This window comes from Microcoleus sp. OTE_8_concoct_300, assembly GCF_031383065.1.
GTDB lineage: Bacteria > Cyanobacteriota > Cyanobacteriia > Cyanobacteriales > Microcoleaceae > Microcoleus.
This window is the reverse complement of sequence record NZ_JANMZH010000316.1, coordinates 1-1085: the sequence shown is the minus strand read 5'-3', so window position 1 is coordinate 1085 and position 1085 is coordinate 1. Positions and strand designations below refer to the sequence as shown.

At 34.0% G+C, this 1085-nt stretch carries 1 protein-coding gene; it reads right to left on the bottom strand.

What is annotated here, in order from left to right; translation table 11 throughout:
* Positions 1-1020: IS630 family transposase (locus ACUVJL_RS14230; protein ID WP_445246441.1), on the bottom strand; the 1020-nt coding region annotated here is incomplete at its 3' end.
* Between the last annotated feature and the right edge of the window lie 65 nt (positions 1021-1085).

Here is a 1085-nt window from a genome sequence, read left to right as displayed (position 1 = left end):
TTCTAGTTTTTCAATGGATTCAAATAATCTATTAGCAACATATTCCTTGGCAGAATGCCATACTAATTCAACTAGGTTATAGTCAGGGCTATATTTGGGTAAAAACTCTATGATTAGATTCGGCATTTCTGACGCTATTTTCTGCAAAGTCTCTGCTTTTTTATGAAAACTAGCGTTGTCCAAAATTATCACAAACTTACAGCCTTTATCTTTAAAGTCTTCGGCTAAATTTCCTTGCAATATCCACTCTGCTTTTAAATCTTCATAAAAATTTTTTAGCACTGCATAAAAATTAGCAGAATTCCCAGATGGAATAAAATCTACCCATCTTTTTTTATCTGAATATCTCACTCCACCCATGACATTAATACGACCTTTTCGTCGATCTCCTCTTTTGTTACTTCGAGTCCCTTTTTTACACCAGTTCTTCCTTCTGATTACTCTTAAACTAAATCCACTCTCGTCCCAAAACCATACCTGTAAAAGGTTTGGAGCTTCTTTTTCTATTTTTAGATATTCAGCTAGTTTATCTTTAAATAAACCCCTCTCTACGGTATCTTGTTTATCCTCTAAGCTATATTTCGCCCAGAGGTAAACATACTTTTTTGACTTTAAAATCCTCCTTACTTGAGTGCTACTCAGTTCAATTCCTGTCTTTTTTTCTAAATATATGGCAAGTCTAGCTGTTGTCCATCTCCCGAATTCATAGCCATATTTCTCAGGTTCTACTTCAATTGTCTCTAGAAGTAAATCAATGTATTCTTCTGTGGCTTTTCGGTAGTTACCCTTCATCCTATCATCTTTAAAACTGTCTAAATTCTCAGGATCACCATGAATACTCCAATAAGCAACTTTTCTTAGAGAACATCCAATTAGTTCAGCAGTTTGAGCTTGTGTATTTCCGTTATTTAGTAACAAAAAAATTAAGGCTCTTTGCCGAATGTCTGGATGCTCATGCTCTTTTAATACTTGTTGAAGAGTTTCCTTTGTTTCGGAACTTAGAAAGTTTTTAGCAGGCATTCACTTTTTCTGAATATCATTATGTTATATTATACCAATATGCGTTTTAAATGCACAACAGCTTA